The sequence below is a fragment of the Stenotrophomonas sp. FR024 genome (genome assembly GCF_047500745.2).
Taxonomy (GTDB): Bacteria; Pseudomonadota; Gammaproteobacteria; order Xanthomonadales; family Xanthomonadaceae; genus Stenotrophomonas; species Stenotrophomonas maltophilia_A.
Genome location: NZ_JAXAXM020000001.1, coordinates 220200 through 245705 on the forward strand (window position 1 = coordinate 220200; position 25506 = coordinate 245705).

Sequence of the window (25506 nt, forward strand, 5' to 3'; positions counted from 1 at the left end):
GACTGCTCGAAAAGCGTGCCAACCAAGGTTGGCACCCACCAGAGCGGTAGGCAGGTGCCATGGATTCATGGGTTGCCGGCCAGCGGCCGGCACTACCGCCCCAGCCGCTGATCCCGCGCCTTCTGGTCGGCCATCGCCTTGTCCAGCTCAGCCTGCAATGCCGGCTGCTGCACGGCGGCGTCAAGCACGTACACCTTCACGCCGTGCGCGGGCACGTCGGCCTTCAGGGATGCATCCACCTGCAACGAACCGCCGTCGAGTGCATCGCGCCAGCGGCCCGCCTGCACGTAACGCGACACGGTGAGGGTCCTGGTCCGGTCGCCCTTGTTCAGCAGCACCAGCGCGGTCTGCGCCACGTCGCCATACTGCAGCACGCGGAAGAACACCGCTTCATCACCCTGCAGGCGCTCGTTCACCTGCAGGCCACGCTGCAGCGCCGGCGTGGCTTCGCGCAATCGCGCGATACGCTGCAGCGGCGCGAAGATCGGACTCTCCGGTGCGGCATCCACACGCGGCTGGCCGAAGTAGGCACGGTTTCCTGCGTGCTCGGCGCGGCCGCGCATGAAGCCGGTTTCCGAGCCGTAATAGACCACCGGAATGCCGCGTGCGGTGAACAGCCAGTTGTGCGCATCGATGAAGCCGCTGTCACTGGCCTGCAGGCGCGGCATGTCGTGGTTGTCGTAGAAGCTCATCAGCTCGTACGGATTGGCGTACGGGCCGCCGGTCAGGTGCAGCGGCTCGCCCAGGGTTTCAAAGCCCTTTCCAGCGGTGCCGAAGGTCTGCTCCAGTGCGCCGCGCAGCGGGAAGTCGAGCACGCTGACATTGGCGTTGGCCGGCCAGGTGTGTTCGGCGATGCTCGCCGCGTTGTAATCGAACGCTTCGCCGAACATGAACATGCCCGGGTGCTCGGCGCGGATGCGCTTGACGAAGGCATGCCACCACGGGTGCGGCAGCCAGCCGATGGTGTCGATGCGCAACGCGTCCACGCCCTGCGCGGTCCACTGCAGGTAAGCGCCGACCAGGTAATCCATCACCGCCGGATTGTCCTGGTTGAAGTCGGACAGCTCGGCAAGGTTGCCGTCGAAGATCGATCCGTTCTTGCCGTCGACCGGACCGATGTTGTTGTAGAACGCGTGCAGCGGGTTGTGCTTCGGGTCCAGCTTCTGCGGTGGCAGATTCTGGTGATCAGCGATCAACGTTCCGTCCTTGTCGAAGATCTGGCCGAACTGCGGCTGCCGCGTCGGCATGGTCCAGGCTGGCGAGCCGTGGTTGCCGACGATGTCCAGCACCACCTTCAGGCCTGCGCCATGCAGGCCCTTGGTCAACCCCGCGAAGTCCAGGTCCTTGCTGGGCAGGTGCTCATCGAGCTTGTAGAAGTTGATGCCCCAGTAGCCGTGGTAGCCGGTCTTGCCGCGATCGGTCAGCGTGCTGGTACAGCTGATCGCCTTGCTGCCGGTGAACGCCTCGTCCGGGTTGTCGATGATCGGCGTGATCCATACCGCGCCGAAGCCGAGGTTGCGGATGTACTGCGCATTGTCGAGCACGCCGCGGAAGTCGCCACCGAGGTAGCCGATATTGCCGTCCACCTTGTCCGGGCACGGCACCGGGATATCGAAGGTGCGATGCGCGCCGCCCTGGTCGCGATGGTCGTTGGACGGGTCGCCGTTGACGAAGCGGTCGGTGACCACGAAGTACACCGCATCGCTGGCGAACGGCTCGGTGGTGCCCACATAGTCCGGGCGTGGCGCGGCCGCCGCATGGCCGGCCAGCAGTACCAGGGAAACAGCAACAGACAGCGCACCACGCATCACACCACCTCCGGACGGGACGGAACCCGCAGCACGCACAGGCCGGCGACGAACAGGCTGCAGCCGCCCAGCACCAGCACATGCATCGGCTGGCCACCCAGCCAGGCGCGCAGGGCGAAGCCGAGCGCACTGGCCGCGACCAGCTGCGGGATCACGATGAAGAAATTGAAGATGCCCATGTACACGCCCATCTTCGATGCCGGCACACTGTCGGACAGCAGTGCGTATGGCAGCGAAAGAATGGATGCCCAGGCGAAGCCGACGCCGACCATCGACAGCAGCAGCCAGTGCGGGTCGCGGATGAACATCAGCGAGACCAGGCCGGCGCCACCCAGCCACAGGTTGAGCAGGTGGCTCCAGCGCAGGCCGATCGCACGCACCATCGGCGGAATCAGTACCGCGGCCAGCGCAGCGAAGCCGTTGTAGGCACCAAACAGCACGCCCACCCAGTTGGCGCCCTCGTTGTAGGCCGCTGACTGCGGATCGGTCGAGCCGAAGTGGATACCCGCCACCGCGGCGGTGGTGTAAATCCACATCGCAAACAGCGCGAACCATGAGAAGAACTGCACCCACGCCAAACGACGCATGGTCACCGGCATCGCGCGCAGGTCACCGACGATGGCGGCCAGCATATGCGTGGCCGGCAACGCACGCGCGGCCGCCAGCAGCAGGCCATAGCCGGCACACAGGCCGGCCAGCACGTACAGCATCCTGTCGCCCTGCCGCCAGGCGATCAGCAGCGCCAGCAGCACGCCCAGCCCCAGCCACAGCGCCACCTGTGCCCACGGTGCCGGGCCACTGATCGCAGCCCCTGCGTGGTGCGCCGGCGGCTCGGCGTCATCGAAACCGGCCAGCTCTGCCGGCGAGTACTCGCGGGTGCTGACCACCGTCCAGGTGATCGCCGCCAGCAGCACCACCGCGCCGAAGTAGAACGCATAGCGCACGGTATCGGGCACTTCGCCGGCAGCTGCGGTATTGGCAACACCGAAGTGGGCCAGGATGAACGGCAGGAAGCTGGCGACGATGGCGCCCACACCGATGAAGAAGCTCTGCATGGCATAGCCGGCCGGACGCTGGCGCGGCGCCAGCTGATCGCCGACGAAGGCGCGGAACGGTTCCATCGACACGTTGATCGAGGCGTCCAGCACCCACAAGGTACCGGCGGCGATCCACAGCGTCGGCGAATTCGGCATCACCAGCAGCGCCAGCGTAGTCAGTACCGCACCGATCATGAAGAACGGGCGGCGACGGCCCCAGCGCGTCCAGGTGCGATCGGACAGGTAACCGATCACCGGCTGCACCAGCAGGCCAGTCAGTGGCGCCGCGATCCACAGCCCGGGCACCGCGTCCATGTCCGCGCCCAGTGTCTCGAAGATGCGGCTGGCGTTGGCGTTCTGCAGGGCGAAGCCGAACTGGATGCCGAGGAAGCCGAAACACATGTTCCAGATCTGCCAGAACGACAGCTGCGGTTTGGCGGGACGACTCATCGTGCGCCCTCTTCCATCGCCACCGGCGCCACCGTCAGTGCCTGCACCTGGGCCTGGTTGAGCACACCATCACGCCCGCCCTTGCCGCCGGTGTAGTGCGCGAAGTGCTGCAGCGCGCTCATGTTGAAGCCATCTTCAAGCGTGACCGTGCACCGCCCCTTGGGCACTGCGAACGTTGCCGAGGTCGAATCCTGCACCGCCACGCTGTGCGGCAGGGTGACCGTATGCCGCTGCAACGGCTGGCCCGGGCACTGCAGAACCAGCTGCTTCACCGCGGCGGTAACGCCGGTGTTGATCGGCCCGTTCGCGTTGCGGTACTGCAGGCGCAGGCGCACCTGCCCGGCCTGGGCCGCGGTGAACTGCCAGCGTTCCTCGCCCTTCAGCACCTGCTGCGGACCGACGCAGAGCGTCGGGCTGTGCAGTGATTCCAATGCACCCTCGCGCCGGGTCAGGCTGAGGCAGTGCTGCAGGCCATCGTCGCTGATGTGCACCGGGCCATTGCTGGCGACGAGGGCCCTGCCGTCCTTCCACAGAACCTGCTCGGCTTGCACCGGAACGTTCCAGCCCGTGCCCATGCGCAGGGCCTGCGGTGCCGCCGGTGTTGCGGGCGCACGCGCGTTGGCATCCGCAGTCGTGGCAGCGAAACCGGTTGCTGCCGGGGCAGCGACCAGCTGCACCGTGGTAGTCGTGCCACGTGTGATGGTGCTGCCGGCCACCAGCAGGCCATCGCCCACGTTCTGCGGGCGCTCCAGCACATAGCGCCTGCCGCTGGCTTCCAGCGTGATGCGGGGGTGCGTGCCGAACAGCTCCGGCACCAGCACGGCCGGCAGCTTGGGCTGCACGCGGCCATCGTCCTGCACGCCGAACACGCCTTCGACCACCATCGACAGATAGCCGGCCACCGACCACAGCTGGCGTTCGGAGTTGACCACCGGGCCGCTCAGCGCACCTTCCTCGACATGCACCGCCTGGCTGACCAGTTCGTAGTTTTCCATGTTGGAACCGGCCAGCGCCGCGCCCTGCATCAGCGAACGGATCTCGGCGGCGATGCGCGGCGCATCGTCCAGCTGCCGCGCCGCACGCAGAGAGTACGCGCTGACAAACGGCCAGATCGCGCGGTTGTGGTAGATCGGCTGCTGCGATTCCTGCGGCCAGACCACCGGGCTGCCGGCTGGCCCCATCGGGTAGGCAGCCAGTGCACGGCGCGCGCGCTCGGGCGGCAGCACCTCGGCGAGGATGCCCAGCGACAGCCCGAGCAGATCGACCTTGACGTACGGCACAGGGTGCGCGGCTTCGCCGATGTAGCTCATGTACTGGCCCATGTCCTCGCGCCAGAAGCGCGCATCGATCTGCTGCGCCAGCGCATCGGCCCAGGCCTTGTAGTCGGCTGCGCGGGCGTCGCCGTGCTGGCCGGCCAGGCGTTCGGCCAGGCGCAGTGCCTGGTAGTGCAGCACGTTGGTGGACAGTGCGTAGGAATCACCAATGAAGCGCACGTCCTCGCGGGTCCAGTCCGGATAGGTCTGCTCGCGCCAGTCCAGGAACGAGGTCTCGCCACGGTACAGGCCCATCTGCGTGTCGAACACCATCGCGCGATCCTGCGCCAGCGTGCCCTGCAGCGCCTGCCAGACCTGGTCGGCAAACGCGCGATCTTCCAGCAGGTGACGTGCCGCCAGGAACCACACCACGCGGTCGCTGCTGATCGGCCAGCTGCCGCCGGAACCGGTGTCCTGCGCGACGAACAGGCCGGGTGTATGGCCATCGCGCGCTGCCGACAGCTTGAACTGCAGCGACTGCCGGGTGCGCTGCGGATCCAGCCGCGCCAGCGCCAGGTCGGCGGCGAAGCTGACATCGCGGGTCCACACGTAAGGCCAGCGCGCGCCGGTCTGGAAGCACTCGCATGGCACCGGCCGGCCTTCGTCGAACGCGGGATCGCGGATCGCATCCACGCGGTCCTGGTCCATCTCCTGCTGGGCCAGCGCGAACAGTGCATCGAACATCACGCTGCCGGTCTGGCTGCGCATCGGCATGGGCGCGATACGCACCTCAGCCTTCGGCGCATGCAGCACGTAGCTGCCCTTGGCAGCGGCTTCGGCGCGCGCATGGCGGCCGTCGAATTGCAGGTCGGCCGCCTGCGCGGTCGATCCCAGCGCTGCCCCAAGGGCAGCGGTCAGGCAAATGATCTTCAGCATCGAAGCGGCGGACCGGCTTGCGCCCGTCGGCCTCCCTCCCTCTCTGCACGCGTTGTAGGTCCGCACCGTCGTTGCCGGCGGGCGGGCGCGGCCCCTCCCTCAAGGTGCCTTGGCCCCATGGTAGACGCGGGGCTGTCGGCTGCGTCCAGCTGCATACGTATTCATGGCGTTGCGCGGTAGCGGGCCTGCCGCGCTGGCTTATGGTCCGGGTCTGCCAACGGCGCCTTGGGAGGGGAAATGCCGATGTCACCCACTGCTGTACGCGCGGTGTTCGCGCACCTGCTCGGTCTGGCTCTGCTGGGCCTGGCCACGCTGGCGCAGGCCGCGCCGCAGGTGGCCAGCGTCGAATCACCGGGAAAGGTGCTCAAGGTCAGCCTGGTGCTGGACGGTGGCACCGCGCGCTATCGCGTCGAGCGTTTCGGCGAGACCGTGGTGGAAGATTCGAAGCTGGGCTTTGCCTTGCGCGATGGGCGCCTGGACCGGGATTTCGCCCTGCTCGGCCAACAGCAACGCAGCGTCGATGACCGCTGGGAACAGCCCTGGGGCGAGCGCCGGATTACCCGCAACCACTTCAACGAGCTGATCGTGCAGCTGACCGAGACCACCGGCAGCAAGCGCCGGCTGGATGTGGTGTTCCGCGTCTACGACGATGGCCTCGGCTTCCGCTACGTGTTCCCCGAGCAGCCGAACCTGCACGAAGCGATCATCGATGACGAGCTGACCGAGTTCGCCATCGCGCAGGATTCCACCGCGTGGTGGATCCCTGCCGGGGAACCGATCCACTACGAGTACCTGTACCAGCGCACGCCGCTGCGCGAGGTTCCGCTGGTGCATACGCCGATGACCCTGCGCAGCCGCGATGGCCTACACGTGGCGATCCACGAGGCGGCGCTGGTGGACTATGCCGGCATGTGGCTGCGCCGCACCGAGGGCCAGCGCCTGCGCGCGCAGCTCTCGCCCTCGGCCGAAGGCTGGAAGGTGCGCCGCGCCCTGCCCTTCGCCACGCCGTGGCGCACGCTGCAGATTGCCGACCGTGCCGGTGGCCTGGTCGAATCGGACCTGATCCTCAACCTCAACGAACCCAATGCGCTGGGTGATGTGAGCTGGGTGAAGCCGGCCAAGTACCTGGGGGTGTGGTGGTCGATGCACCTGGACAACGAGAGCTGGGCGACCGGGCCGAAGCATGCGGCCACCACCGCGAAGACGAAGAAGGTGATCGACTTCGCCGCCGCGCACGGCTTCCGTGGCGTGCTGGTGGAAGGCTGGAATCCGGGCTGGGACGGCATGTGGGTGGGCAATGGCTACGACTTCGATTTCACCCGTGCCACGCCCGATTTCGACATTGAAGCGCTGTCGGCGTATGGCCAGAACAAGGGCGTGCACCTGATCGGCCACCATGAAACCGGCTGCGCCATCGAGCACTACGAGGACCAGCTGGACGCTGCGCTGGACCTGTACGCGCGGCTGGGCGTGGACCAGTTCAAGACCGGTTACGTCTGCGACGACGGTCAGGTCGACCGCCGTAATCCCTCGGGCGGCCCGCTGTGGCGTGAGTGGCATGACGGGCAGTTCATGGCGCGCCACCACCTGAAGGTGGTGCAGGAAGCGGCGCGGCGGCACCTGTCGGTGAACCCGCATGAGCCGATCAAGGACACCGGCCTGCGCCGCACCTATCCCAACTGGATCTCGCGCGAAGGCGCGCGCGGCATGGAGTACAACGCCTGGGGCCAGCCGCCGAACCCGCCGGAACATGAGGTCAATCTGGTGTTCACCCGCATGCTGGCCGGGCCGATGGATTACACCCCCGGCATCCTCAGCCTGAAGGGCCGCCACGGCCAGGCCATTCCCAGCACGCTGGCACGCCAGCTGGCGCTGTACGTGGTGCTGTACAGCCCGATCCAGATGGCCGCCGACCTGCCCGAGCACTACCTGCAGCATCGCGAGGCATTCCGCTTCATCGAAGACGTGGCGGTGGACTGGGAGCAGAGCAGCGTGCTCGATGGCGAAGTGGGCGACTACGCGACGATCGTGCGACGCGACCGCAACAGCCGCGACTGGTTCCTCGGCAGCATCACCGACGAGCACGGCCGCGTGCTGCCGGTGTCGCTGGGCTTCCTGGAGCCGGGCGTGCGCTATCGCGCCGAGATCTACCGCGATGGCGAGGGCGCGGATTTCCGCAGCAATCCCTTCGCATTCGCGCGCGAAACCCGAGAGGTGACCAGCGCCGATGTGCTGACGCTGGTGCTGGCACCGGGGGGTGGGCAGGCCATTCGTTTCACGCCGCTTTGAATGCCGCGGTAGTGCCGGCCGCTGGACGGCAACCCGGTGAACGCGATTGCCGGCCAGCGGCCGGCACTACCGCAAACAGAACCTGAAAGCGATTACATCCCTGCAAACGCCATTGAATACGTATGCAGGGTGATTCCCGCGAAGAACGCGCTGCCTACCATAGCGGCGACGACAGCGGCCACCGCGTCGCACGTCCACGGTCACTCCGGGACGTTCACGAATCGATCTGCAACATTGCCTGGGAGGGGAAAATGTTGAACCACAAGCGCAGCGCGCTGAGCATCGCGCTGGCCGTTGTCCTGGCGCCGACGCTGGCGTCGGCACAGTCCACGCAGAGCACCACCACGCCGGCCGCCACCGCCGCCACCAACCTGGATACGGTGCAGGTCACCGGCATCCGCCGCGGCATCGAGAACGCAATCGCGATCAAGCAGGACGCCACCTCGGTGGTCGAAGCGATCTCCGCCGAAGACATCGGCAAACTGCCCGACGTCAGCATCGCCGAATCCATCTCGCGCCTGCCCGGCCTGGCTGCCCAGCGCGTGGCCGGCCGTGCGCAGGTGATCAGTGTGCGTGGCCTGTCGCCCGACTTCGCCACCACCCTGCTCAATGGCCGTGAAGTGGTCAGCACCGGCGACAACCGCGGCGTCGAATTCGACCAGTACCCGTCCGAGCTGGTCAACGGCGTGACCGTGTACAAGACCCCGGACGCGGCGCTGGTCGGGCAGGGCCTGTCGGGCACCATCGACATGCAGACCGCGCGCCCGCTCAGCTTCGGCGAGCGCGTGATCGCAGTCAGCGGCCGCTACCAGAAGAGCTCCCTGGGCCGCGCCGCCAACATCGATCCGTATGGCAACCGTTTCAGCGCCAGTTACATCGACCAGTTCTTCGACAACACCCTGGGCATCGCCATTGGCTACGCGCACAGCGACATGCCGATCCAGGAGAACCAGGTCGGCCTGTACGAGCCGTGGACCACCGAACACACCGACAAGGGCGAGCGTCGCGGAATCGCACCTGGCACCTACTTCACCGATGGCATCAAGGCGCTGCGCCGTACCGGCAACAACAAGCGCGACGGTGTGATGGCAACGATCCAGTTCCGCCCCAGCAACAGCTGGACCAGCACCTTCGATGCGTTCCACACCGAAGCCGAGCAGATCGACACCGCCAACCAGTTCGAGCTGAGCCTCAGCGGCAACGGCGAGGACAGCAACAACCCCAACGCGATCCTGCCGGTGTTCAGCAATGTCGGCCGCAATGCCGATGGCAGCTTCACCGGCGGCACGATCAACAATGCATACCCGCTGGTGCGCGGCATGTACAACAAGCGCAAGGACAAGATCGATGCGTTCGGCTGGAACAACGAGTTCAACGTCGGTGGCGTGAAGCTGGTCGCCGACCTGAACTACTCCAAGGCGACCCGCCGCGAGATCAACTTGGAAAACAACCTGCAGCTGGTGCCGCGCCCGCAGTTCGACACGATCGGCCTGGTGGTGAACAACAACAGCTTCTCGCAGATCACACCGGGGCGCGACTATTCCAATCCGGACAGCCTGTTCCTGACCAACACGATCTATGGTTCCGGCTACGGCAAGGTGCCAGAGGTCGAAGACCGCTTGAAGGGCGCCAAGCTGGCGGCGACGCTGCCGGTTCCCGAGGCCATGTCCAGCTGGTTCTCGGATGTGGACGTGGGCGTGAACTATGCCGACCGCCGCAAGCAGAAGGCCCAGGCCGAAGGCAACATCCTGCTCGGCGCCCAAGGCGAATCCACCATCGCACCGGACCTGCAGTACCGCCCGGTCGACCTCGGTTTCGCCGGCATTGGCTACATCCCGTCGTGGAATGTGCCGGCAGCCGTCGGTCGTTACATGACCTTCAACCCGGTCGACAACCTGGACTACCTGATTCCGAAATCCTGGACGGTCGAGGAGAAGATCACCACGGCGTGGGCACGCCTGAACATCAACACCGACATCGGCGTGGTCGGCGTGCGCGGCAACATCGGCGTGCAGATGCAGCACACCGACCAGAGCTCGGATTCGCGCTACTGGGACAGCTCGCAGCCGGCGGGCAGCAACATCCAGCCCTTCTCTGCCGGCAAGACCTACAAGGATTGGCTGCCAAGCTTGAACCTGGTGTTCATGTTCCCGCACCAGCAGACGCTGCGATTCGCCGCCGCCAAGCAGGTCGCGCGCCCGCGCGTGGACCAGATGCGTGCCGGCCTGGAATTCGGCGTGGATACCAACAATGGCCGCCCCGGTGGCAGCGGTGGCAATCCGCTGCTGGATCCGTGGCGCGCCACCGCGCTGGATCTGTCCTATGAGAAGTACTTCGGCGAGAAGGCCTACGTGGCTGCGGCGATCTTCTACAAGGACCTGAAGAGCTACGTATACACGCAATCGGTGGACAACTACGACTTCAGCGGCCTGCTCGGCAACTACGTGCCACCGCCGGGCATGACCGCACCGGTGCTGACCACCGGCACCTTCTCCACGCCGCAGAACGGCAAGGGCGGCACGTTGAAGGGGCTGGAGCTGACCGGGTCGTTCCCGCTGGAGATGCTGACCGACAGCCTGCGCGGCTTCGGCGTGCAGGCCAGCGCGACCTTCAACAAGAGCGACATCACCATCCTGGATCCGGAGAGCGCCTCCAGTGTGGGCACCGACCCGATCAGCCTGCCGGGACTGTCCAAGCGCGTGTACAACTTCACCGCCTACTACGAGCGCAGCGGCTTTGAAGCACGTGTGAGCCAGCGCCGCCGTTCGGACTTCATCGGTGAGATCGGCAACTTCAACGGCAATCGCACGCTGCGTTACGTGGTGGGCGAGAACGTGACCGATGCACAGGTCAGCTACACCTTCAGCGACAGCAGCAGCCTGCGCGGGCTGACCCTGCTGCTGCAGGGCAGCAACCTGACCAACGAGCCATACCGCACCTACGCCGGCAGCAAGGACCGCCCGCTGGAATACATCGAGTGGGGCCGCACCTACATGCTGGGCGTGAACTACAAGTTCTGACCACGACCGGGTAGTGCCGGCCGCTGGCCGGCAGGGACTCATCGGAAACCCGCTGCGCAGGCAGCGGGTTTTCTTTTGCGCGGATGCCGGCCGTTGGTCGGCAAGGCCCATCCACGCATGGCGTGGATAAGGGCCATCCCCAGTAGATCCACGCCATGCGTGGATGCCCTTCACCGGAATCCCACCCACAAAAAAGGGACGGGGCGCTTCGGCCCCGTCCCCGCAAGTACCGCCACCGGAGAAAACGGTCAGCTGCGTCGGGCGCAATACACCGCGCGCGGCGGCAGCTGGAGTTCATTGCCCTGCACCGTGCCCGCATCCGGGCCTGGCACCGCCACCTGCTGCCAGTTGCCCGGCGGCAGCGGATGGCTCACCGCCTCGGCCGACAGGTTGAAGGCCAGCAGGAGGGTTTCATCTGCAAGCATACGCTCGAACAGCAGCACTGGCTCGGCGCTTTCGATGAATCGGATGCTGCCATGCAGGAGTGCCGGCTGGCTATGCCGCCAGGCCAGGAACCCGCGGAACGCAGCCAGGACCGAGTCCGGGTCGCGCTCCTGCACCGCCACGGCCGCGGCGCGGTGCTCGGGCGGAATCGGCAGCCACGGCTGGCCGGCGGTGAAACCGGCCAGCGGCGCGTCGGTCCACGGCAGTGGGGTCCGGCAGCCATCGCGGCCCTTGAAGTTGGGCCAGAAGGTGATGCCATAGGGGTCCTGCAGGGCCTCGAACGGCACCTCGGCCTCGGCCAGGCCCAGTTCCTCGCCCTGGTACAGGCAGACCGAGCCGCGCAGCGAGCACAGCATCGCCACCAGCATCCTCGCCAGGCGCGGGTCAGCCGGGTGGCCGCCCCAGCGGCTGACCGCCCGCTCCACATCGTGATTCGAAACCGCCCAGCACGGCCAGCCTTCGGTCATTGCCGCTTCCAGCCGCGAGACCGTGTCGCGGATGTAGGCCGCGCTGTAATCGTCCACCAGCAGCTCGAAGCTGTAGCCCATGTGCAGGCGGCCATCGCGGGTGTACTCGGCGGTGGTGGCCAGCGAGTCCTCCGAGGAGATCTCACCCAGGCTGACCGCCCCCGGGTACTCGTCCAGCAGCGCGCGCAGCCTCTCCAGGAACGGCAGGTTCTCCGGCTGGGTGTTGTTGTAATAGTGGTACTGGTAGGCGTACGGGTTGTCCGGGCTGAAGCCGCGACCGAAGCGCTTCTCCGCCGGCTTGGCCGGGTTGTCGCGCAGCTGCGCGTCATGGAAGCAGAAGTTGATCGCATCCAGGCGGAAGCCATCCACGCCGCGGTCCAGCCAGAAGCGCACGTTGTCCAGGGTGGCCTGCTGCACGTCCGGGTGATGGAAGTTCAGGTCCGGCTGGTCGACCAGGAAGTTGTGCAGGTAGTACTGCTCTCGGCGCGGCTCCCACTGCCAGGCGCCGCCGCCGAACAGCGACAGCCAGTTATTGGGCGGCGTGCCGTCCTCGCGCGGGTCCGCCCACACGTACCAGTCGGCCTTGGGGTTGGTCCGGTCCTGGCGGCTCTCGCGGAACCAGGCGTGCTCGATCGAGGTATGGCTCAGCACCTGGTCGATCATCACCTTCAGGCCCAGACCGTGCGCCTTGGCCAGCAGGCGGTCGAAGTCGTCCAGGCTGCCGAACAGCGGGTCGACGTCGCGGTAGTCGGCGATGTCGTAGCCGAAGTCGGCCATCGGCGATTTGAAGAACGGCGAGATCCAGATCGCGTCCACGCCCAGCGTTGCGATGTGGTCCAGGCGCTGGATGATGCCCGGCAAGTCGCCTACCCCGTCGCCGTTGGCGTCAAGGAAACTGCGCGGGTAGATCTGGTAGATGACGGCTCCGCGCCACCATGGATAGTGCGACATCGACAGCCCCCCTCCGGGCGTGCGGGACCCGCCGGGAGCGGGCCGAAATCCTGATGCCGCAAGCTTAGCGGTGGCCTCACGGGCATGGCGCAACCTGCATACGTATTCACGCAGGCGGCATCCGTGGCCGGGCCGCAGACGCCGGCCTGCCCGGTTTGCGCCCGAATTCACAGGCAACGCCTATAATCAGCGATGAGCCTGAAAGCCTGATCGCATGACCATCACCGAAGACACCCGTCCCGCCCTGGGCCTGCCCCAGATCCAGTCGCTTGCCGCGGCCGACATGGCCGCCGTCGACGCCCTGATCCGGCGCCGCCTGTCCTCGGACGTCGTGCTGATCAACCAGATCGCCGACCACATCATTTCCGCCGGCGGCAAGCGCCTGCGCCCGATGCTGGTGATGCTGGCCGGCCATGCGGTCGGCCAGGCCGGCCCGGACCACCACCAGCTGGCGGCGATCATCGAGTTCATCCACACCTCCACCCTGCTGCACGACGACGTGGTGGACGAATCCAGCCTGCGCCGTGGCCGCAGCACCGCCAACGCCCTGTGGGGCAACGCGCCCAGCGTGCTGGTCGGCGACTTCCTGTACTCGCGCAGCTTCCAGCTGATGGTCGAGCTGGAGCGCATGTCGGTGATGCAGATCCTGGCCGATGCCACCAACCGCATCGCCGAGGGTGAAGTGCTGCAGCTGCTGCACGTGCACAACCCGGATACCGACGAAGCCGCCTACCTGCGCGTGATCGAGCGCAAGACCGCGGTGCTGTTCGCCGCCGGCACCCGTCTGGGTGCGCTGGCCAGCGGCGTGGACGAAGCCACCCAGCAGGCCCTGTTCGACTACGGCATGCACCTGGGCTACGCGTTCCAGATCGCCGACGACGTGCTGGACTACTCGGCCAATGCCGAGGAGCTGGGCAAGAACCTGGGTGACGACCTCGCCGAGGGCAAGGCCACGCTGCCGCTGATCCATGCCATGGCCCATTCGGACGCCGCCACCCGCGAACGCCTGCGCACCATCGTGCAGGACGGCGACGCCTCGGCGATGCCGGAAGTGCTGGCCGCGATCCGTGCCACCGGCGGCCTGGAGTACAGCCGCGCGCGTGCCGAGGAATATGCCGAAGCCGCCGAGCGCGCGCTCGATGGCCTGGCCGACAATGATGCCGTGGCGGCCCTGCGCGGCCTGGCCCGCTACGCGGTGCAGCGCTCGCATTGACCGCCTTCGGTAGTGCCGGCCGCTGGCCGGCATTCCCGATGACATCCGCAGCATCATGAGATTGCCGGCCAGCGGCCGGCACTACCGCTGCACGGTTCAACGTTTCTCGAAGCGCTCCTCGAAGAACTCATCCAGCGCCTTCCACGCACGCTTCGCCGCGCGCTCGTTGTACTGGCAGCCCGGCGGGCTGTTGGCATCGCGCTCGGCAAAGCAGTGCACCGCGCCGCTGTAGTTGGTGAATTCCCAATCGACCTTGGCCGCGTTCATTTCTTTCTGGAAGCTGCCGATGTCCTCGGCGGTCACGCTGGTGTCGTCGGCGCCATTGAGCACCAGCACCGACGGGTGGCTGCCACCAGCCTGTGCCGGCAGCGGCGAACCCAGCCCGCCGTGCAGGCTGACCACCCCTGCCAGCGGCGCACCGGCACGGGCCAGCTCCAGCACCGTGGTGCCACCGAAACAGAAGCCCACCGCACCGATCCGGCTGGCATCGAGCGGCGCCTTGCCGGCCTGCGCCTTGAGCACGTTCACCGCCTCCAGCGCACGCGCACGCAGCAGCGGCCGATCGTTGCGCAGCTTGCTGGCCACCGGCCCGGCCTCGGCATCGGTCTTCGGCCGCACGCTCTTGCCGTAGACATCGGCCACCAGCACCACATAGTCATCGCCAGCCAGCTGCTTGGCCTTCTCGACCGCCGATTCGTTCACGCCTTTCCAGTTCGGCACCATCACCAGCCCGGGGCGCTTATCGTTGTCGCCGTCGTCATAGACCAGCACGCCGCTGAAAGTCGTGCCCTGGTGCTTCCACTCCACCGGCTGCGTCTTCATCGCCGCCCACGCCGGCATCGCCGCCAGCCCCAGAACCACCGCCACACCGCATCGCCAACGATTCATGCGCCTGCTCCGCAAGAAAAAGGGGACGGAGGGGATTAAGCCGTATTCGCCCCTCCCGCGTCGCATTCTGCATTGGCGACGTGACGCAGGTGTGGTTGGATACGACTTAATCCCCTCCGTCCCCTTTTTTCGCATGAATCTTGTTGATCGCTTCCTGTCTGGCCTTGTTCCGCGTCTGCCTGCCGACGATGCCGCCCAGTGGGCTTGGGTCCAGGGCGCCAGCGCCGAAGACCTGCAGCGCCTGCGTGCGCAGTGGCCGCAGGTGCCGGACAGCCTGGTGGAACTGTTGTCCCGCGTGGATGGCACCCATTTCCGCGAGTACCCCGGCGGCGAGGTCTGCGTGCTGATGCTGGGTTCAGATGTGGGCGATTACCCCTACTACCTGCGCTCGGTCGCGCAGATCTTCGAGGACCAGCAGCAGTGGGACGACAGCATCCGTTCCATCTACGAAGAGTGGCTGGATGACGAGCCGGAGATCCTGGGTGAGGGCATCGACGCCGATCTGCCGATGAACCGCCGCCTGTGCTTCTCGCACTGCATGAACAACGGCGGCACCTCGATGCTGTACCTGGATTTTGATCCCGCGCCGGGCGGTGCGGTCGGCCAGGTGGTGCGCTACCTGCACGATCCGGACAGCTATGCGGTGATCGCGCCCAGCTTCGATGCGTACCTGCAGCAGCTGATCGAAGGCGGCTACGCGTTCATCGACGAGGAGCAGTAGATCCACGCCATGCGTGGATGAATTTCTCCGGAGGTTGCCGGCCAGCGGCCGGCACTACCTTCAAGCGATACCCAGCCCGGGAATCGCGCTGATGCTCTCCGGGTCAAACCCAGCCAGCTCAGCGAAATGACGGCCACGCGCCACGTAATCCCGGTAGGCACCAAAGCTCGGCGCGCCCGGCGACAGCAATACCACCCCGCCTTCAGAACCCAACGCGGCACGTGCCAGCGCCATTGCCTCGGGCAGATCCGCCGCCGCGTGCAGGCCGAAGCGACCAGCATCGGCCAGCGGCTGCAGCATGGCGTGGATGCGCGGGCCGTTGCTGCCCATGGTCACGATCTCCACCGGCGGCACGTCGTGCGCCATGTGCTGCATGAAATCGGTCCAGTCCAGGCCACGATCATGGCCGCCCACCAGCAGCGCGATGCGCTGGCCGACGAAACACTCCAGCGCGGCCAGGCTGGCATGCGGCGTGGTGCTGATCGAATCGTTCACGTAGGTCAGGCCATCGGCCACGCCGATGCGCTGCAGGCGGTTCGGCAACGGGCGGAAATCCTGCACCGCCGGCGCCAGCGCCACCGCGTCCAATCCCAGCGCTTCCAGCGCCGCCAGTACCGCACAAAGGTTGCCGCGGTTGTGGCGACCCGGCAGCGGCGTGTTGCGGGTATCGAACACGGCCTGCTCGCCGCGATGCACGATGTCACCGCGCATATGCCAGCCCTGCGGCTGGTTGAACCAGACCACTTCGCTATCGGGCAGCGACAGCGCAGCCAGATGCGGATCGGCGGCATTGAGCACGGCGATGCGCGGTGCGGCTTCAGTCACCAGCCGCAGCTTGTCCTCGATGTAACGCTGCTCGCTGCCGTGCCAGTCCAAGTGCTCCGGGAACAGGTTCAGCACCACCGCCACCTGCGGATGCACGCCACTGCGTGCCACTTCGCCGGTCTGGTAACTGGACAGTTCCACCGCCCAGTACGCGGGTGCGGGCTGCGGGTCCAGCACTTCCAGCAGCGGCAGGCCGATGTTGCCGACCAGGCCGGTGCGGTGGCCGGCGGCACGCAGCAGGTGCGCGACCAGCGCGGTGGTGGTGCTCTTGCCCTTGGTGCCGGTCACGCACACGGTGTCGTGCACGATGCCATCGGCACCTGCATGTTCGGCAAACCACAGCGCGGTGCCACCGATGAAGGTGGTGCCCTGCCCCGCCGCAGCCAGCGCGACCGGCTGGTAGGGGCTGATGCCGGGCGACTTGATCACCACGTCGAACGCGGCCAGCGCTTCAGCAGAAGGCTCGCCACGCACATCCAGCACGCCCTGTGTTTCCGCACGCGCGGCCTCCACTTCGGCCGCCGGGCAGAACAGGCTCAGGCCAAGCGTGGGCAGGCGCTCGCGCAGCACCGCAAACGCGGCGCGGCCCTCACGGCCCCAGCCCCACAGCGCAACGCGCTTTCCTTCAAGCTTCGAAATCTTCACGCACCCGTTCCCACAGCGCAGCCGGAACGCGGTGCTCGCCCTGCAGCTGCAGCAGCGATGCCAGTTCCAGTTCGGCGGCATCCAGCTGCGGCTGGATCTCATTGCAGAAGCGCTTCACCAGCACGTCTTCCTTCCACTCCGGGCGCTGCGCCAGGGTCGCCATCGCCGCACGCGATTCGCGGCCTTCGCCCACGCACTCGAACGGCTTGTGGTCCTGGAATTCCAGCAGCGCGTCGAAGCCGCCGGCCTGCTCGGCATCGTCCAGCAGGTTGCGGCCGAAGATGCGCACCAGGCGCGTCTTGGGCATGAACGGGGCCAGCGCCAGGAACACGAAATGGCACTTCGGGCAGACACCGCACCAGCGGTTCACCGGGCGCTCGCCGAGGATGTGGAAGTTGCGGTTGCAGCTGGAGAAATGCGCGTCGTAGAAATCGGTCTTGGCGAACTGGCGGGCCACTGCCAGCTCCGACATCGGGCGCAGCAGCGAGTAGTACTGCAGGTCCGCCGCTACGTGCGTCTGCACATGGCTGCCGAACGCCTGCTCGAATGCCCAGCCCTTGGACCACTGGTGGTTCACTTCGCCGGTGCCCGGAATCTGGCTGCCGTAGCTGGCCGAACGTTCGTTGGAGAACACCACCTGGTCCACGCCCTGCAGCAGCGCGGCCAGCACCATGATCGCCGAGTTCACCGCAGTGACCGGGATATGCCCGTTCCACGCACCCTGGCGGTTCAGCTCGAACAGTTCCGGCGCCAGCGCGCGGCCCAGGTTCAGCGTCGGCAGGCCGGTGCGTTCAGCGCAGGCACGGATCAGCTGCGAGCCACCGATCCAGGTCACCGTCTCGTCCACGCCGGCACGGCGCAGCGCTTCGATGCTGACCAGCGAATCCTTGCCGCCACCGATCGCCACCAGCGCGTGCGGCTGCAGGCCCAGCACCGGCGCCTGCACTGCCTCGCCCTGCACCGGCAGGCGGAAGCGCCCGCGCAGGTTCAGGCCGTTGCGGTAGGCAAATTCACCCAGGCCATTGAGGTAGACCGTCTCCACCAGCGCAGCGGTATCGGCATCGATGGCGTAGCTGTCGATGCTGACCGTCTCCGGCACGCCCGCCTTGTAGTAGCTGACACCGGCGATCAGGTGCAGCAGCTGCAGCGCGCGCTGCACAGCGGCGGTACGCGCTTCGTCCAGCACGAACGGGGCGCCCGGCACGGTGATGGTTTCCACCATCTCCGGGCCGTCATCAAAGGCGTAGACCAGCTTGGCCACGCCGGTGTCCGCGGCGAATTCGCAGCGGACGAAGCGGAAGCGGGAAACCTGGTGTTTGTCGAAAGCAGTCATGGTGTATCCGGTCAGGCACGGGCCCGCGCGATGGCGCGGGGCGTGTCGGTGGGCGGGTGCAGGGCGCGCGCGGCGATCATTCGATCACGTCTTCGCGCGGCAGCATCCGCTGGTTGTAGGTGTTGGCCATCGAATAGCCGTAGGCGCCGGCATCGGCGATCAGCATCACGTCGTCCGGCGCGGTCGACACCGGCAGCTTGCGGCGCTTGCCGAAGACATCGCTGGATTCGCAGATCGGGCCGACCACATCGAACGCCGCTTCGGCATAACCGCCCTGGCGGCTGAGGTTCTCGATGTCGTGCCAGGCGTCGTACAGGGCCGGCCGCATCAGTGCGTTCATGCCGGCATCCAGGCCAACACGGCGCACGCCGTCCTTCTCCACCACCTGGGTGACATGGGTCAGCAGCACGCCGGACTCGGCCACCAGGTAGCGGCCCGGCTCGATCGCCAGGCGGAATGCCGGATGCAGCGCCTTGACCTCGGCCAGGCCCTCGGCCCAGGCGTCCAGGTCGAACGGCTCGTCTTCGTCGCTGTACGGAATCGGCAGGCCACCGCCGATGTCGATGGTGTGCACGCTGCCGATGCGGCGGGCGAAACCGGCCAGCTCATCGCACATCAGGCGCCAGTGCTGCGCGGTTTCCACGCCACTGCCGAGGTGCGCGTGCAGGCCGACCACGCGGCTGCCCAGATCGGTGGCCGCGCGCACGAACTCATCGACGCGGGCGATCGGCAGGCCGAACTTGGAGTCCTTGCCGCCGGTACGGACCTTGGCATGGTGGCCTTCGCCACGGCCCAGATCCACGCGCAGCCACAGCTCGCGGTTGCGGAACAGGTCCGGCCAGCGCTGCAGCGCTTCGACGTTGTCGACGGTGACGGTCACGCCCAGCGCGAACGCGGCTTCGTACTCGCTGCGCGGGCAGAAGCTGGGGGTGAACAGCACACGCTTGGGCGACAGTTCCGGCAGGTGCTGGAACACGTGCTTCAGTTCGCCGTGCGAGACGCACTCCAGGCCGAAGCCCTCGGCCTCCAGCAGCTGCAGGATGGCCGGATGGCTGTTGGCCTTGATCGCGTAGTAACGCTGGTCGATCGGCTTGATCGCGGCCAGCGCGCGGGCACGGGCGCGCACGGTCGGCAGGTGGTAGACATAGCGCGGCGTGCCAGCATCGGCCAGCTGCAGCAGGTGCGCCCGCTGGCCCCGCCACCACGGCGTGCCACGCGGGCGCACGGTGCCGGCGATCTCGCGCCAGCGTGGGCCGAACACTTCGGTCTCTTCCACCGGCATCGCACCGCTGTCGATCAGCTCGGCGTGCAGGATCGGCAGCAGGCCATCGGCATCGGCTTCGTCGATGACGAAGGTCAGGTTCAGGTCGTTGGACGACTGCGAGATCATGTGCACGCGCTCGCGGCCGAACGTGGCCCACACGTCCGACAGCTTGTGCAGCAGCGAACGCATGCCGCGGCCAACCAGGGTGATCGCTGCGCACGGCACGATCACCTTCACCTTGCAGATCTGCGACAGGTCGGCCGACAGCGCGGCCAGCACATCGGTGTTGACCAGGTTCTCGGACGGATCCAGCGATACGGTGACGTTGGTTTCGGCCGAACCGATCAGGTCCACCGACAGGCCATGCTTCTTGAACAGGTTGAACACATCGGCCAGGAAGCCGACCTGCTGCCACATGCCGATGCCTTCCATCGACACCAGCACGATGCCGTTGCGGCGGCTGATCGCCTTCACGCCCGGGACCGGCGCAGCGCTGCCATCGATGCTGGTGCCCGGCAGTTCCGGGCGCTCGGTATCGAGGATGGCCATTGGCACGCCAGCATCGCGGCACGGCTTGATCGAGCGCGGGTGCAGCACCTTGGCGCCAGTGGTGGCGATTTCCTGCGCCTCGTAATAATCCAGGCGGGTCAGCAGGCGCGCGTCCGGCACGTCCTTCGGGTTGGCACTGAACATGCCCGGCACATCGGTCCAGATCTCCACGCGGCTGGCACCGAGCAGCGCACCGAAGTACGCCGCCGAGGTATCCGAGCCACCACGGCCGAGGATGGCGGTACCACCATCGGCATGCCGCGAAATGAAGCCCTGGGTGATCAGCAGGCGGGTCGGCTGCGCGCGGAAGCGCTGCACCCATTCCGCGTCGGCGCGCCACTGGCAGTTCACCGACAGGCGCTGCGACCAGTCGCTCTGGTTCGGCTGCGGCGGCATCGCGTCCAGCCACTGGCGGGCATCCATCCAGCCCATGTCCAGGCCCGACGCGCGCAGGTAGGCCGCACCCAGGGTGGAGGACAGCAGCTCGCCCTGGCCCAGCACTTCGGCCTGCCAGTCGAGCGGACGGGTGGCTGCACGCGCGTCGTCGAGCAGGCCCTGCAGCGCCGCCAGGCGATCGGCCAGCACCTCGCGGCCCAGGCCGAGTTCAACCAGGAAGGCCTCGTGGCGTTCGACCAGCGCTGCCACGCGGTCCCGGCTGTCGGGCGCGCCATCGGCGATCGCGGTCAGTTCGTTGGTGACCCCGGACAGCGCCGACACCACCACCAGCACGCGCGAGCCGGTCTCTTCCGCGCGTTTTTTCGCCAGCTTCCCGATCGTGTCCCAGCGATGACGACGCGACACCGAGGTGCCGCCGAACTTCAGTACGATCCAACGATCGACAAGGGGGGAAGCTGACATGGATTGGCTATGTAGAATGTGGGGAAGCCGCCCTCGGGGGCGGAACCTTTGATTCTAAGCGCAATATCCTCGTAGATGGCCGTCCTCCGTTACCTGCAGCTCGATGTCTTCGCCCCCCGCCCCGGCACCGGCAACCCACTGGGCGTCATCCTGGACGCCGACGAGCTCTCCAGCAGCCAGATGCAGGCCCTGGCCGCCTGGCTGAACCTGTCCGAGACGGTGTTCTTCCTGCGCCCCAGTGCGCCGGGCGCCGACTACCACATCCGCATCTTCACCCCGACCCGCGAGCTGGCATTTGCCGGCCACCCCAGCGTCGGCGCCGCCTGGGCGGCGGTGACCTGCGGCCTGGCGCATCCACGCGACGGTGCCCTGCTGCAGCAATGCGCGGCGGGGTTGCTGCCGGTACGGGTGTGCGGCCCGGCCGAGGCGCTGCAGATCCAACTGGCCAGCCCACCGGCGCAGCAACTGGACACAGCGGCGGACGGAGCGCCGGAAGCGCTGCTGGCGCTGGCTGCCAGCGGGCACGTACCCGAACTGTGGGACAACGGCGCTCGCTGGTGGCTGCTGCCGCTGCGCGACGCCTCCGCCGTACGCAACCTGGTGCCGGACATGGCCGCACTGGCCGACTGGAGCCTCACCACTGATGCCACCGGCCTGGCCGTGTTCGCCGACGAAGCTGGCACCGACCACACCCGGGTGGTGCGCGCCTTCTGCCCCGCTGATGCGGCCGCCGTACCCGAGGACCCGGTGACCGGCAGCGCCAATGCCCTGATCGGTGCCTGGCTGCGGCAGCGCAACGCTCTGCCCGGCCGCGAGGGCCACTACGTGGCCAGCCAGGGCCGCGAAGTCGGCCGCGATGGCCGCGTGCAGGTGCAGGTTGATGCGCAGGGCACGGTCTGGATCGGCGGCCAGGTGCAGGCGGTCATCGACGGCCACATCCGCTGGTAGCCCACGGAAAAAAGGGGACGGAGGGAATTAAGTCGCTTATGGCACATGGGGCAAAAGCGACTTAATTCCCTCCGTCCCCTTTTTGGTGCCCCGCGCTACGCTATGCGGCCTGTTTACTGGAGTGCCGCCTGATGTCCACCCACCGTTTCCTGCAGCTGGATGTGTTCTCCCCGCGCGCCGGCGCCGGCAATCCGCTGGCCGTGGTGCTCGATGCCGAGGGCCTGGACGACGCCAGCATGCAGGCCATCGCGCGCTGGACGCGCCTGCCCGAAACCACCTTCGTGTTCCCGCCGCAGGTCGCCGGTGCCAGTTACCGGCTGCGCATGTTCAGCCCGCAGAAGGAAGTTCCGTTTGCCGGCCACCCCAGCGTCGGCACCGCGCATGCGGTGCTGCAGGCCGGCCTGGCCGCAGCGGTCGATGGTGTGCTGGTACAGGACGGCATTGCCGGTGCCCTGCCGCTACGCGTCAGCGGTGAGGGTGCGCAGCAGCGCATCGCCATCCGCACGCCGCGCGCGCAGCTGGCCGAGACTGCCGAGGCGACCGATCCACGCCTGCAGGCGGCGCTGAAGGACTGGCCGTTGGGCTCCCTGCCGCCGGCGCGGATGCAGGGCGGACGCAGCTGGTGGGTGGTGCAGGTGGCCGATGAGGCCGCATTGCGCGCATTGCAGCCGGACTGGGATGCGGTGGCCGCACTGGCCGAGTCCACCGACAGCATGGGCGTGTTTGCCTATGCCTTCAGCGATGGCGGTGAGGGCTTCGATCTGGCGGTACGTGCCTTCGTCGGCAATGGACGCCGCTTCGAGGACGCCGCCTCCGGTGCCGCCAATGCGGTGCTGGCCGCATGGCTGGACCTGCGCGATGCGCTGCCCCGTGGTCGCGCACCGTTCGAAGTCAGCCAGGGCCGCGAAGTCGGCCACGACGCGCGCCTGACCCTTTTCGTCGATGAAGACGGGGAAGTCTGGTCCGGTGGCCAGGTGCAGACGGTGATTACCGGCACCCTTGATTGGTGATTGTGATGGGGGGTGGTAGAGCCGAAGGCAGCGGCAGGAGCCGCTGCCAACGTTGGATGCGACGGCGCGGAGGGTGGCGGCCAGGAAGGCCGCCATAACGCTGGCCGGCTGCTACCTGGACCTCGACATCATGCGGTTGCCGGCCAGCGGCCGGCACTACCCTCAGCCCAGCTCGGCTTCCAGGCTGATCGGCACTGCGCTCAGCGCCTTGGATACCGGGCAGTTCTGCTTGGCGTCATCGGCAATCGCACGGAACTGCGTCGCGTCGATGCCTGGCACCACGGCCTTCACCTTCAGCCGGATCTGCGACAGCTGCGGGCCGCCTTCCAGCGACAGATCGACCTTGGCTTCGGTATCCAGCGAGGTCGGGGTAAAGCCGGCCTCGCCGAGCTTGGCCGACAGCGCCATGGTGAAACAGCCGGCGTGCGCGGCAGCGATCAGTTCTTCCGGATTGGTGCCCTTTTCGTCGCCGAAACGGCTGTTGAAGCCGTAGCGTGTCTTGTCCAGCAGCCCGCTCTGCGGCGTGCTCAGCTGCCCCTTGCCCGACTTCAGATCGCCTTCCCAGTGCGCGGTGGCGTGTCGCGAGATTCCCATGTGCTGCTCCTGCGTGACGGTGATGAACGGTCACCCTCGCACGGGAGGCGTTAGCCCTGCGTCGCTCCGCCGCACGCTACAGGTCCGCCGGAAACCGGACAACTGGTCACTTCTTCGCCAGACCGGCGCGCATTTTTCCCTTGTTTTCAGTGGTTTCGCGCATTCCTCCGATGGGCGGGCGCGGGCCATCGCGCGCGCTGCCACACCCCCTTCCCCCACTGCCGGCCATGTACTGAATCGGCCTGGATATGAAAAAACATGCACTTTCCGCGCTTCGGGCTATTGGCGGCGCCCGAGAGTTGCCCTACATTGCGCTTGCCGACGGGGTTCGGCGCCGACCAAACAACCAACCGTTCACGGAACAGGAAACCATGGCAAAGACCGCTAAGAAGGCTGCCCCGAAGAAGGCAGTGAAGAAAGTCGCGACGAAGGCAGCCGCCAAGCCGGCCGCTCCGAAGCCGATCAAGGAAGTGCTGACCAAGTCCGGCCTGGTTGCACACATCGCTGAAGCCTCCGGCGTCATCGCCAAGGACGTCCGCGCTGTGCTGGCCTCGCTTGAAAGCGCCGTCGCCTCCTCGGTGCACAAGAAGGGCGCTGGCTCCTTCACCCTGCCGGGCCTGCTGAAGATCACCACCGTCAATGTGCCGGCCAAGCCGAAGCGCAAGGGCATCAACCCGTTCACCAAGGAAGAGCAGTGGTTCGCTGCCAAGCCGGCCACCACCAAGCTGAAGGTGCGTCCGCTGAAGAAGCTGAAGGACGCCGCGCTGTAAGCGCGCGCCCCAACGCGGATTCCGACGGGACGGCTCTGGCCGTCCCGTTTTTTTTGTCCCAACCACAGCCCGCAACACAGCGTTGCCGCATCCCCGGGAATGCGCGTACAGGCCCGTCGCCATTGGCTGGGCGTGGTCCGTTGCGGCCCCGGAACGTACCGGGTGGAACACTGCGTGCAGCCCCGGCCATCGCCGCCGGGCACGGCCTTGCCTAAGGTGGGCACATCCTCCACAGCTACGGCGAGCACACCCTCATGGCCAGCCCCTCCACCCGCTACCGGATCTCGGTGACCCCCATCGAAAAGGACGGGTTGCAGTGCACCGGGCGCTGCACCATCGAACTGGAACATCGCGCAAGCCGCGACCTGATGCGCCTGCTGGAAGCGGCGCCGCGCACCGCTGGTATCAGCGGCGACGAGCGCGCGACCCTGGTGATCGCCACCCAGCTGCTGCGCGACATTGTGCAGCGCCACGCCGACACCGAAGGGCATGCCCTGGCCGCCATCGCCGCGCAGGTGCTGCCGGCGCTGGATGCACTGGAACAGCTGCCCTCCTCCCGCTGATCGCGGCACAGTCGATACACTGCCTCCTTCCGTTCGCCTCGGGGAGGAGGCAGACATGCGCAGGTTCCTGATACTGCTCGCACCGCTGGTGCTGCTGGCCTGTTCCCGGCCGCCATCGCAATCCGATCCAGCGGATGCCACACCGTCGGCCACGGCCGAGGTGGCTGCCCGCACGAAGTCACAGACCGCCGCAGAAGGCGATGCACCGGCCGTGCAGGCCATCGATGTCGATCCCCTGTTTGCCGCCGTCGCGGCCGAGGCCGAGCTGCCGGCGGGAATGCTCAATGCCTATGTCATGGCCCTGCTCAATCGCGATCGCAAGGCCGTCGACGCCGCGTGGACATTCCCGCCCAGCGATGCACGACGCGCCGACGATGCCGCATTGCGCCAGCTCACGGACGTGCGCAGCCTGCGCCTGACCAGCGAACTACCGATCGCGCGCGACGGTCACCAGCCGCCGCAGCTGCTGGAGGTTCCGGTGCAGATCCGCGCAGTGACCCCTGAGGGCACCTTCCGCTTCGGTGGCTGGTACCGGGTGCAACCCCGTGCCGATCGCCGCGCCTGGCAGATCCAGTCGGCGCAACTGCGGCCAACGCTGGACTGAACCGTTGCAGCGGCATGCACGCGCGATTCAGCCGGCACGGCTACTCTTTGATTCGTCCATTCATAT

At 67.2% G+C, this 25506-nt stretch carries 18 protein-coding genes; 9 read left to right on the forward strand and 9 right to left on the reverse strand.

Annotated elements, in window-relative coordinates; all coding sequences use genetic code 11:
• Positions 1-92 precede the first annotated feature (92 nt).
• From ACMZ91_RS00985 to ACMZ91_RS00995, 3 genes are read right to left on the reverse strand one after another with little or no spacing between them, the layout of a single operon-like run.
• On the reverse strand, positions 93-1808 hold the full coding sequence (locus ACMZ91_RS00985) for an alpha-amylase family glycosyl hydrolase (protein WP_414576651.1): 1716 nt from the start codon (positions 1806-1808) through the stop codon (positions 93-95).
• The gene (locus tag ACMZ91_RS00990; protein WP_149908866.1) at positions 1808-3295 is read right to left on the reverse strand and encodes an MFS transporter; all 1488 of its coding nucleotides are present in this window, start codon (positions 3293-3295) and stop codon (positions 1808-1810) included. The genes ACMZ91_RS00985 and ACMZ91_RS00990 overlap by 1 nt, the downstream gene beginning before the upstream one ends.
• Positions 3292-5484: a glucosidase family protein gene (locus ACMZ91_RS00995; RefSeq protein ID WP_277779180.1), complete on the reverse strand. Its 2193-nt coding sequence runs from the start codon at positions 5482-5484 to the stop codon at positions 3292-3294. The genes ACMZ91_RS00990 and ACMZ91_RS00995 overlap by 4 nt, the downstream gene beginning before the upstream one ends.
• Positions 5485-5721: 237 nt before the next feature.
• Here ACMZ91_RS00995 and ACMZ91_RS01000 point away from each other — a divergent pair, with 237 nt between their 5' ends.
• Both ACMZ91_RS01000 and ACMZ91_RS01005 read left to right on the forward strand, forming a co-directional pair.
• Positions 5722-7773 (forward strand): glycoside hydrolase family 97 protein, encoded by a 2052-nt coding sequence (locus ACMZ91_RS01000; RefSeq protein WP_149908868.1) that lies wholly within the window; start codon positions 5722-5724, stop codon positions 7771-7773.
• A gap of 251 nt (positions 7774-8024) precedes the next feature.
• Complete coding sequence (locus tag ACMZ91_RS01005; RefSeq protein WP_162292255.1) at positions 8025-10793, forward strand: TonB-dependent receptor; 2769 nt, start codon at positions 8025-8027, stop codon at positions 10791-10793.
• 248 nt (positions 10794-11041) lie between these two features.
• Here ACMZ91_RS01005 and ACMZ91_RS01010 read toward each other — a convergent pair whose 3' ends face one another.
• Positions 11042-12655: an alpha-glucosidase gene (locus ACMZ91_RS01010; RefSeq protein WP_100437487.1), complete on the reverse strand. Its 1614-nt coding sequence runs from the start codon at positions 12653-12655 to the stop codon at positions 11042-11044.
• A 214-nt stretch (positions 12656-12869) separates the two neighbouring features.
• On the opposite strand from ACMZ91_RS01010, the gene ACMZ91_RS01015 reads away from it, so the two are divergent.
• On the forward strand, positions 12870-13868 hold the full coding sequence (locus ACMZ91_RS01015; RefSeq protein ID WP_100437486.1) for a polyprenyl synthetase family protein: 999 nt from the start codon (positions 12870-12872) through the stop codon (positions 13866-13868).
• Positions 13869-13964: 96 nt separating this feature from the next.
• Here ACMZ91_RS01015 and ACMZ91_RS01020 read toward each other — a convergent pair whose 3' ends face one another.
• A complete protein-coding gene (locus ACMZ91_RS01020) occupies positions 13965-14756 on the reverse strand; it encodes a dienelactone hydrolase family protein (protein ID WP_100437485.1) in 792 nt (263 codons plus the stop codon).
• A 133-nt stretch (positions 14757-14889) separates the two neighbouring features.
• Here ACMZ91_RS01020 and ACMZ91_RS01025 point away from each other — a divergent pair, with 133 nt between their 5' ends.
• Positions 14890-15477, forward strand: a complete 588-nt coding sequence (locus ACMZ91_RS01025; protein WP_100437484.1) for an SMI1/KNR4 family protein — start codon at positions 14890-14892, stop codon at positions 15475-15477.
• A gap of 60 nt (positions 15478-15537) precedes the next feature.
• Here ACMZ91_RS01025 and murD read toward each other — a convergent pair whose 3' ends face one another.
• From murD to ACMZ91_RS01040, 3 genes are all read right to left on the reverse strand, one after another.
• Complete coding sequence (gene murD / locus ACMZ91_RS01030; RefSeq protein ID WP_414576648.1) at positions 15538-16947, reverse strand: UDP-N-acetylmuramoyl-L-alanine--D-glutamate ligase; 1410 nt, start codon at positions 16945-16947, stop codon at positions 15538-15540.
• Positions 16928-18280, reverse strand: coding sequence for a UDP-N-acetyl-alpha-D-muramoyl-L-alanyl-L-glutamate epimerase (murL, locus tag ACMZ91_RS01035; protein ID WP_134951844.1), 1353 nt, complete (start codon positions 18278-18280; stop codon positions 16928-16930). The genes murD and murL overlap by 20 nt, the downstream gene beginning before the upstream one ends.
• A gap of 76 nt (positions 18281-18356) precedes the next feature.
• The gene (locus tag ACMZ91_RS01040) at positions 18357-20951 is read right to left on the reverse strand and encodes a bifunctional aspartate kinase/diaminopimelate decarboxylase (RefSeq protein ID WP_414576646.1); all 2595 of its coding nucleotides are present in this window, start codon (positions 20949-20951) and stop codon (positions 18357-18359) included.
• Positions 20952-21026: 75 nt separating this feature from the next.
• Here ACMZ91_RS01040 and ACMZ91_RS01045 point away from each other — a divergent pair, with 75 nt between their 5' ends.
• On the forward strand, positions 21027-21899 hold the full coding sequence (locus ACMZ91_RS01045) for a PhzF family phenazine biosynthesis protein (protein WP_414576644.1): 873 nt from the start codon (positions 21027-21029) through the stop codon (positions 21897-21899).
• 131 nt (positions 21900-22030) lie between these two features.
• A complete protein-coding gene (locus ACMZ91_RS01050; protein WP_414576642.1) occupies positions 22031-22909 on the forward strand; it encodes a PhzF family phenazine biosynthesis protein in 879 nt (292 codons plus the stop codon).
• A 162-nt stretch (positions 22910-23071) separates the two neighbouring features.
• Here ACMZ91_RS01050 and ACMZ91_RS01055 read toward each other — a convergent pair whose 3' ends face one another.
• Complete coding sequence (locus ACMZ91_RS01055; protein WP_005408443.1) at positions 23072-23503, reverse strand: OsmC family protein; 432 nt, start codon at positions 23501-23503, stop codon at positions 23072-23074.
• A 371-nt stretch (positions 23504-23874) separates the two neighbouring features.
• On the opposite strand from ACMZ91_RS01055, the gene ACMZ91_RS01060 reads away from it, so the two are divergent.
• The 3 genes from ACMZ91_RS01060 (at position 23875) to ACMZ91_RS01070 (ending at position 25440) form a co-directional block, all read left to right on the forward strand.
• Complete coding sequence (locus ACMZ91_RS01060; RefSeq protein ID WP_010483539.1) at positions 23875-24273, forward strand: HU family DNA-binding protein; 399 nt, start codon at positions 23875-23877, stop codon at positions 24271-24273.
• 254 nt (positions 24274-24527) lie between these two features.
• Positions 24528-24836, forward strand: a complete 309-nt coding sequence (locus ACMZ91_RS01065; protein WP_049398822.1) for a DUF3861 family protein — start codon at positions 24528-24530, stop codon at positions 24834-24836.
• A 55-nt stretch (positions 24837-24891) separates the two neighbouring features.
• On the forward strand, positions 24892-25440 hold the full coding sequence (locus tag ACMZ91_RS01070; protein ID WP_100437478.1) for a hypothetical protein: 549 nt from the start codon (positions 24892-24894) through the stop codon (positions 25438-25440).
• The last annotated feature ends 66 nt before the right edge of the window (positions 25441-25506 follow it).